Source organism: Kluyvera sp. Awk 3 (assembly GCF_028069715.1).
Classification (GTDB): Bacteria; Pseudomonadota; Gammaproteobacteria; order Enterobacterales; family Enterobacteriaceae; genus Kluyvera; species Kluyvera georgiana_A.
Genome location: NZ_JANEWH010000273.1, coordinates 1 through 1,372, shown reverse-complemented (window position 1 = coordinate 1,372; position 1,372 = coordinate 1). Strand labels below are relative to the sequence as shown.

Here is a 1,372-nt window from a genome sequence, read left to right as displayed (position 1 = left end):
CATATCAATTTATTAAAAAAATTCCGGTGGTTGATTGACGAGGATTATCGTAACTGATTGATGTTCAGGTGCTATTTTTCCTGGTGGTTGAGTTTTGTTTATTCCCATTATTGATGTAGAGAAGATGGAATTGGTCAATAAACTTGAGGTGTAAGATGCTGCGAGCAAAATGGAGAATCGAGGTGCAACTCCTGATTTAATAACGGAATCAATTATTTCTCGTTTAATGAATTGCCAGACATTTTGGCCTTTACTGTAAATTTATGTAAAGAGAGTATTCAAATGACACTGCCATGTACATGAGCATCAAGAACCATCTAGTCATAAACTTCATAAAATAAAAATAATGCATGGTGTTTATCATGCGCAATTATTAAAAAACGGAATTAAATATTGCCAATATCACTACAGGCAAATGCTTGAACCACAAAGGGGTTGTATATTACCTAATAATTTCATTTAATTTCATTAGGTTACCATTTCGATATGAAATTAATTAATTCCCCATCTTGCAAGCAAAGTATTTGCCATGTGAATATACTTACATCGGGCAAGCTAATTGAACATAGATGTCAAAACTCCACTTTCTATAACGAGAATTTTGCATATGATGAAACCGAATGATGAAATGAAGTTAATTATCTCTAAATGGTTATCATCAGGAGCTGCGCGCATCATAATAAAAAGTGAAATTGGAATTGAGCGCACGTTAGGGGTAAAACCAAACAATACTGACTTCGTCTTTCTTACAGAAGGCGCTATGGATATCAGAAGAACGATGGATGACCTGGTATTCTGTACGGCACTTGCTCCTTACATAATGAGTGGTACCGATCACCCTGAAAGTGAAGCGTACTTTTATGGTGAGATAAGAGCACATTCAGTAGCCTATAGGATAAAAAAAGAAACCGCATTAAGCATAGTGGAGAAATTCAATTTATTCAGAGAGTTATGGATGGTTGAAAAGTATAAATCTCAAGCTATATGGCGTCGGGATGCGAATCTTAATGGGGCATCAGTTAAACAAGCAATAGGAGAACTCATTACTGTACTGAGCATGCTTCCGCCAGAGTTCAGAAAATCAATATCTGTTTATAAATTTCTTCAGGAAAGAACAAAGTATTCAAAGAGTACGATAATGCGCGTTGTGAATCATTACAGAGATAATGGTCAACTAGATATTAAAAATGGAATGATTATCGAATGGAGTCCTAAAGAGAAAGGATAAGTGCTATGGAATTTTATGTACATACTTACTGTTCTTACACCAGGCAGGGAGTTTTGGGGCTCATCGATGATTTTTTTGAAAATTCAGATTCTACTGAGGTTATCCATATTTTTGATCTCATTGAGAATCCGCACCCTATATTGT

Annotated in this window: 1 protein-coding gene; it reads left to right on the top strand. The window is 35.3% G+C overall.

What is annotated here, in order from left to right; genetic code table 11:
- Positions 1-607: 607 nt before the first annotated feature.
- Positions 608-1,228: a helix-turn-helix domain-containing protein gene (locus NNN71_RS24570; RefSeq protein ID WP_271459577.1), complete on the top strand. Its 621-nt coding sequence runs from the start codon at positions 608-610 to the stop codon at positions 1,226-1,228.
- The last annotated feature ends 144 nt before the right edge of the window (positions 1,229-1,372 follow it).